We start from the raw sequence: 636 nt of genomic DNA, 5'->3' as shown, positions 1-636 counted from the left end.
CAAGCCATCGCGAAAGTCGGGCGATTATTCATCATCACTATCGGCGTATTAACCATCATGCAGGCATTTGGCTTGTCTCTGTCTGGTCTGCTGACGTTTGGTGGTGTGGGTGGCTTAATCGTAGGTCTTGCTGCAAAAGATTTGCTGTCGAACTTCTTCGGTGGTTTGATGATTTACTTCGATCGTCCATTCAAAGTAGGCGATTGGATTCGCTCTCCAGATCGTCAAATCGAAGGCACCGTAGAGCGCATTGGTTGGCGCATGACCAGCATCCGCACGTTTGATAAACGCCCACTTTACGTACCTAACTCCGTGTTTAGCAACATCGTGGTTGAAAACCCTTCCCGAATGCTAAACCGTCGAATCTACGAAGTGGTGGGCTTACGTTACGATGATGCCGACAAAGTGCCAGAAATCATCACCGCAGTGCGCGAAATGTTAAAGAATCACAAAGATATCGATACGCGCCAAACCTTGATTGTGAACTTTGATACCTTTGGCCCATCATCGTTGAACTTCTTTATCTACACCTTCACGAAAACAGTGAACTGGGTGAGATACCACGAAGTGAAACAAGACGTCTTATTGAAAGTCGTCGGCATCATTAAAGAGCACAACGCAGATATCGCGTTCCCA

At 46.9% G+C, this 636-nt stretch carries 1 protein-coding gene; it reads left to right on the top strand.

Going from position 1 to position 636, the window contains the following annotated elements:
- Positions 1-636: mechanosensitive ion channel family protein (locus R7Q48_RS28390; RefSeq protein WP_318133664.1), on the top strand; the 636-nt coding region annotated here is incomplete at both ends.

The sequence above is a fragment of the Vibrio sp. 378 genome (assembly GCF_033339435.1).
This window is presented reverse-complemented; position numbering and strand designations above follow the sequence as displayed.